This window comes from Roseibium sp. MMSF_3544, assembly GCF_030732845.1.
Classification (GTDB): Bacteria; Pseudomonadota; Alphaproteobacteria; order Rhizobiales; family Stappiaceae; genus Roseibium.
The window spans coordinates 238,753-245,036 of the sequence record NZ_JASHKA010000011.1; the positions used below are offsets into that span (position 1 = coordinate 238,753).

Genomic DNA, 6,284 nt, shown 5'->3' on the forward strand with positions numbered 1-6,284 from the left:
AAAGGAGCACTCACATTCCAACGCGGCACGGTGGTGTCCTTTGTCCATATTAAGATCTGCCTTACCCAGCCTAACCGGCTTTGCGGTGTTTGCCGGGTTCACGGCGGCCGGCAATGTCCTGAAACCGGAAGTGATCGGTATCGGTCCGTCTCTTTTGTTGTTGGCGCTGATCTTCCTGACGATCATGTGGTGTGCATTTGCGGTCGTGAAGCACGCGGAGGGGCTCGCCACGATCCTCGGCGAACCCTACGGCACGTTGATCCTGACGCTTTCGGTTGTCGGGATCGAAGTGGCTTTGATCGTGGCAATCATGATTTCCGGTCAGGCGGCGCCCGCCATGGCGCGCGATACAATGTTTTCTGTGATCATGATCGTTCTCAACGGACTGATCGGCATATGCCTTCTTGCCGGTGGGCTGAGGCACAAGAACCAGACCTACAATCTCCAGGGCGCAAACGCGTTTTTGTCGATACTGGTTCCGCTGGCGATATTCGCGCTGGTCCTTCCCAGGGTCACACACTCAGCTCCCGGTGGGGAATTGTCCCCCCTTCAGGCCGGTTTCGAGATCGTTATGTCGCTGTCGCTTTACGGTGTTTTCCTCGCCATGCAGACGGTGACCCACACCGACATCTTCCGCCAGCCGGATGCAGGTGACGGTGACGACGCGCATCATGGTGCCGCTGTCAGGTCGATCCCGTATCATGTCATCGGCCTCTTCGCCGCCTTGGTGCCTATTATTCTCTTGTCAAAGAAACTGGCGCTTTATGTTGAATTCGGCATCGCCGGAATTGGCGCTCCGATCGCACTCAGCGGCTTCATCGTCGCTGCCCTGGTGTTGATGCCGGAAGGCTTGAGCGGGGTCCAGGCTGCGTGGGAAAACAAGTTGCAGCGCGCCGTCAACATTTGCCTGGGCGCGGCGGTGTCGACCATCGGGCTGACGGTGCCGGCCGTGCTGATTGTGAGCTGGGTCACTGGCCACACGCTCGAACTCGGTCTCGAGCTTGCAGATATTGTGCTTCTTGTCCTAACGCTTGTCGTCAGTCTGATTACCTTCGGGACCCGGACCACAAACTATCTGCAGGGTGCCGTTCATCTTGCGCTCTTTGCCGCCTATGTGATGATGATCTTCGATTTAGCGTGAAAATTGCAGGTCAAATTGCATTTTCTCCGGCGCTAACGGCTTGGTCCGGCTCGCTATCTGTGATTTGGTCGCGCTATGTATTACTAAAATTCGAATGATATTCCATGCTGCTTCTGTCCGAAGACCAAACGCGCGATGCTCTTCCATTCCCGGACCTGATCGATGCCCTGGCGGAAATGTTCCGCTCCGGTTGCACGATGCCAACACGACACCACCATGACTTCGAGATACCGGGCGAACCGGAAGGGACCATGTTGTTGATGCCCGCATGGGTGCCCGGTGGGTATGCCGGCGTGAAGGTCGTGAACGTGGTACCCGGAAACTCAGAACGCAATCTCCCGGCGGTCCATGGCCAATATCTGTTGTCCGACGCGCGAACGGGCGAAATGCTTGCCATGATTGATGGCGGCGAACTGACGGCGCGCCGCACCGCCGCAGCGTCCGCGTTGGCCGCCCGCTATCTCTCGCGCTCCGATGCGCGGCACCTTCTGGTTCTTGGAACCGGACGGCTCGCCCCCAACCTGATCGCCGCACACATGGCAATCCGATCAATCGAAGACGTGACGATCTGGGGGCGCTCGACGCAAAAAACCGAGGAGTTTGTCAAAGAGTTGAATGCGCAGCTTCCGATCCGGATCCGGGCTGCAAACAACCTTCGGGACGCGCTTGGTGAAGCCGACATCGTCAGCGCAGCGACACTTTCGAGCGAACCCCTGATCAAGGGAAACGCGCTCAAGCCGGGCGCACACGTCGATCTCGTCGGAGCATTCAAGCCGACAATGCGTGAGAGCGACGACGATCTGATCAAACGCGCCGAAATTTTTGTCGATACGCGCGAAGGCTGCCTGTCTGAAGGCGGAGACATCGTTCAACCGCTAAAGTCAGGGCTGATCTCTCAAAGCGACATCCAGGCGGATCTTTACGATCTTTGCCGTGGAAATCACCCGGGGCGTCAGTCTGACGAAGCAATTACGATGTTCAAGTCCGTCGGCGCTGCGTTGGAAGACCTGGCCGGCGCCATGCTTGTCTATCGCAACATTGAACATTAGCAGCTTAGCGATCAAGGTTAGCCAAGCTCGAACGTGGTGAGCCCGTAGATCTGGTCAAGCGGCAGGTCGGGGTCCGCACCGCGGTACATGCGCAACGTTTCGAATTCAGGCGACAATTCGTATTTCTCTGCCAGAAGAAGGGCGGCCGCATTGGGTTCCGGCGTGTCGAAGATGATGTATTGACCCTTTGCCTGTCCGGCGAGTGCCCGAAACAGCGTATCCGCGATTTCAGGCGTGTCGGCAAACAGCGGCCCGATCTTGAACCCTTCATGGCACTGGCGAATGACGCCATATCCTTTGACGTCACCGTTTTCCACAAATGCGAAGCCCCGTCGCGTTTCGCTCATGGGCGAGGTCCAAATTTCCAAGAAGTCCGGGCGGGGGGCTGGAAAGAAGCGCGTGTCGTAGTCTCTGACCGACGGAAACAGTCCCTGTCCCAGCGGAGCAAGTCGCGGGTCCATCGGTGTATCGCACATGGAAAACCCGGTTTGGCGGACGTTGCGATATACCGATCTGAAGCCTTGTTTTGTGTATCTCGGAACCTGTTCGCTCACTGAGTCGAGCCCGATCACGAGCGCGCCGAGGTAATCCATGGCGTGATCCCAGATTTGAGACCCGTAGCCTTTGCCTCTGAATTCCTGTTTGCAAAGGTAAAACCCGATAAAGCCGAATGTATCTGAGTAGCGGACTGCGGAAATTATGTTGATGAGTTGGCCGTCAATGTCGCCGGCGAAAAAGCCGTTGGGATCGGCGGCATGAAACGCAACTCCGTCTTCCAGGCCGGGGTTCCAGTCTTCCTGCACGGCCATATCGATAAGTTTATCGATCTCGTTCTTGTCCAACCGGCGAATGGTGAGGGTGTCTGACATGCGCGTTCAATCATTCAGGTCGCTGTTTGAATTGATTGGCCATCCTAGGTCTGTCGAGATCAATTTCAAATCGTAAGCGGGATTGTGTACAGCGAGATCAATTGTTGCAAAAAGCTGGTCGTTTAATCCGAAGACCCGCTTGCGAAGTTGACGCAAGTGTGCATCACTTTACTGAGCGTTATTTTATGAATTGAGCGGGTCCGCTCTGATGGTGGATCAAATTTGCTGTGAACTACGTCACAGACCGAATTGAAATTAGGTATTAAAAGTACAGTGCCGAAAACAGCGCTGAGGGCGACATGTACAAACGGAATTATCTGCCTGCCCTAATGCGGTCGGCGAAAGACACGGTTTCAGGTCCCATATCCCGCTTTAACCGGGCCGTTAGGGTCGGGTTGATTAGCTTGCCTGTCGGTTTTGCCCTCGCGGTGGCACCGGCTGTCGGGTCAACGGGAGAAGAAGACGGGCGCAGGGTCGCACTTGTGATCGGCAATCAGGACTACAAGTATGTCGAACCACTTGTGAACCCGCTCAATGACACGCGTGAAATTTCGAAGATGCTCCGCGAGGCGGACTTCGATGTCACGGTCGGCATGAACCTCAGCAAGAAGGAACTCGAAAAGGTCGTTCGCCGGTTTCTTCGAGAACTCAACGATGGCGACACGGCTCTTTTCTACTATTCCGGCCACGCGCTACAGGTTGGAGAGTCGAATTTCCTGTTGCCCGTCGATGCAAAGCTTGCGACGCAGTATGACCTTGAATTCGAGAGCCTGAAGGTTTCACACCTGCTCGACTACATGAAGGCAGCGTCGAGCCTGCAGATCGTGATGCTGGATGCGTGCAGGGACAATCCATTTGAAATCGGCAGCCTCTTTTGGGGCGAGCAGGAATACGCGCTTGGAAAGACCCGTGGGCTGCGCAGAATTCCGAACAAACTGGGCAGTTTCATTTCATATGCAACACGGCCTGGCCAGGTCGCCTATGACGGCGAGGGGCCGCTGAGCCCGTTCACATCCTCCGTCGTCGGTCATGCTTTGGACCCAAACCTTGAGATAAAGGAATTGATGACAAAGGTGCGCGACGAGGTCGTGCGCAAAACCGGCGGGCAGCAAATCCCTTACGAAGATTCTACTCTCGTCACCAATTTCTATTTTGTTCCGCCCAAACCGGAGCCGATCGTTACAGCTCATCACCGGGTGAGCGTTCCGGTTGGAAATGACGCGGCCCCGCTCGGCATACCTGAGCCCGTTCAGCCCGAAGGGGGAGCCATCACGGCAACCCTCACGCTGTCTCCTGAAAAAGGAGAGTTGCGGTTGCCAGACGGCAACGTCGTCGGTGAGGGGGACAAGTTGAGCGCCGTGCAGCTCGCCAGCCTGGAATTTTATCCCTCAGGCTCTGGCAACGGCGACGTAGAGCTGATCGGGTACGAAGTTTCTGACGAGTGGGGCGGGTCTGCTTCTGCAATTGCCTCGATCACGGTTGTGCAGGCTGAGCAAGTCGCTGACCAGCAAGACCAGGAAGACGAGCGCCGCCAACGTATGGAAGCCTTGATCGCCTGGCTCAATGAAACGGCAAGCGGCTCGGCCGCGGAGGCCGATATCGGCGTTGGTCCGGTCGCCGTTTACCCGCAAGCCCCCGATGAGGGGCTGCCGGCATCCGACGACTGGCTGAAAGTTGTTTCAGTCGACAGCGACCTGCAACTGTCGACTGAGGGTCGTCTTTTGCGGTCCGGGGACCGATTCCCGGTCTCGGCCCTGTCGTCGCTCACCGTCCGCCCTCAAATTGGTTCCGAGCTTGAAGCGCGCCGGTTTGAACTGGAACTGCCTGCCGAAGCCGGTCAGACGCCCCAGAAGATCACCCAGATCGTTCAGCCGCGTGTCACACAATGCGATCAGCTCGCAACGCAGCCGTTCGACTTGCAGGCGGTCACTGAGGGCCGGCTTGCCAATGAATTGGACTCGCAGGCCGTCGAGAAAGCCTGCGCCGAAGCTGCAGAGGCCTATCCTGAGACGGGTCGGTTCGTGTTCCAGCGTGGTCGCGGTGCATTGGCCGCCGGCGAAGTGGAACGCGCGGCGGATCTGTTTGAACAGGCCTACCAGATGGGCCACGTCCGCGCCGGCTACCTGCTCGGCCGGCTGAACTATCTTGGCGCCGGCATGGACAGGAACCGCGAGAAGGCGGTCGAGCTTTATGGCAGTGCCGCCGAACGTGGTGATGCCTACGCATTGCATTCGCTCGGCATGGCCCAGATCAAGGGTGAAGGCACAAAACAGAACGAGAAGGAAGGCCTCGAAAAACTGCTGCAGTCCGTTGAGGCCGGGCACACATTTTCTTTCAACGCGATCGGCAACTTCTACATGCGTGGCCTGCACCTAGAGGAAAACGTTGATCGCGCGGTTTACTATTTCAACCGCTCCGCATCCCGCGAAGACATCTATGGCTATCACAACATGGGTGTTTTGTACCGGGACGGCAAAGGCACTGAACAGGACTTCGATGCCGCTCTTGGCTGGTTCACAAAAGCACATGAGGGTGGCCATCCGGCTGCCGGAACGGCAATTGGTCTACTCTATTTCAATGGCCAAGGCGTTGAAAAAAGCGAAGAGCAGGCGACCAAATGGTTCCGGGAGAGCGCAGAGCGCGGCGATGCCTGGGGTGCTTACAATACCGCTTGGATGCTCGGCCAACAGTCGGGCGAGGCAGCGGGCCGCGACAGGGTCAGAATGCTGGCCATGGCAACCATTGTTGATCCGTCCTCATCAGCTGCGGAAAAAGGAAAGGCTGACCTGAAAGGTGCCAATAGGACCATGAAGGCGAAAGTCCTGCAGCAGACGCTGACCGATCTCGGGTTCGAGCCCGGTCCGGTCGACGGCCAACCAGGTCGGAAAACACGTGAGGCGCTTTCAAAATTCTTCGAAGCTTCGGACCTTGCTCCGGTCCAAGGGGACGATGCTCTGGTTGCACTGATCAAGTATCAGTGGGAACAGAATCGGCCACGATATGATTTGTTCTAGAACTTTTAGGAGAAAAGAATGAAACCAACAGCAATTGTGCTTTCTGCAACCTGCATGGCCACGTTGTTTTTGGCTGGATGCATGACACAGCCCCAGACATCGGGATCAACAGCGTCTGTTACAACAACGACGACAACCACGACCACTCCAACTGCAAGCACGGTCTCCCAGCGCAACAATCGTGACTACGGTGGCAATAGCGACGGCGGTG

Annotated in this window: 5 protein-coding genes; 4 read left to right on the top strand and 1 reads right to left on the bottom strand. The window is 56.8% G+C overall.

Annotated elements, in window-relative coordinates:
- Positions 1–40 precede the first annotated feature (40 nt).
- Together RBB47_RS17695 and RBB47_RS17700 are read left to right on the top strand one after the other, a co-directional pair.
- Entirely contained in the window at positions 41–1,141 is a 1,101-nt protein-coding gene (locus RBB47_RS17695) for a calcium:proton antiporter (RefSeq protein WP_305987185.1), read from the top strand.
- 104 nt (positions 1,142–1,245) lie between these two features.
- Positions 1,246–2,190, top strand: a complete 945-nt coding sequence (locus RBB47_RS17700; protein ID WP_305987186.1) for an ornithine cyclodeaminase family protein — start codon at positions 1,246–1,248, stop codon at positions 2,188–2,190.
- A 17-nt stretch (positions 2,191–2,207) separates the two neighbouring features.
- On the opposite strand, the gene RBB47_RS17705 is transcribed toward RBB47_RS17700, so the two are convergent.
- Entirely contained in the window at positions 2,208–3,059 is an 852-nt protein-coding gene (locus RBB47_RS17705; RefSeq protein ID WP_305987187.1) for a GNAT family N-acetyltransferase, read from the bottom strand.
- A gap of 299 nt (positions 3,060–3,358) precedes the next feature.
- Here RBB47_RS17705 and RBB47_RS17710 point away from each other — a divergent pair, with 299 nt between their 5' ends.
- The gene (locus RBB47_RS17710) at positions 3,359–6,073 is read left to right on the top strand and encodes a caspase family protein (RefSeq protein WP_305987188.1); all 2,715 of its coding nucleotides are present in this window, start codon (positions 3,359–3,361) and stop codon (positions 6,071–6,073) included.
- Positions 6,074–6,091: 18 nt separating this feature from the next.
- Positions 6,092–6,284 (top strand): hypothetical protein (locus RBB47_RS17715; protein ID WP_305987189.1); only part of this gene is annotated, 193 nt, incomplete at its 3' end.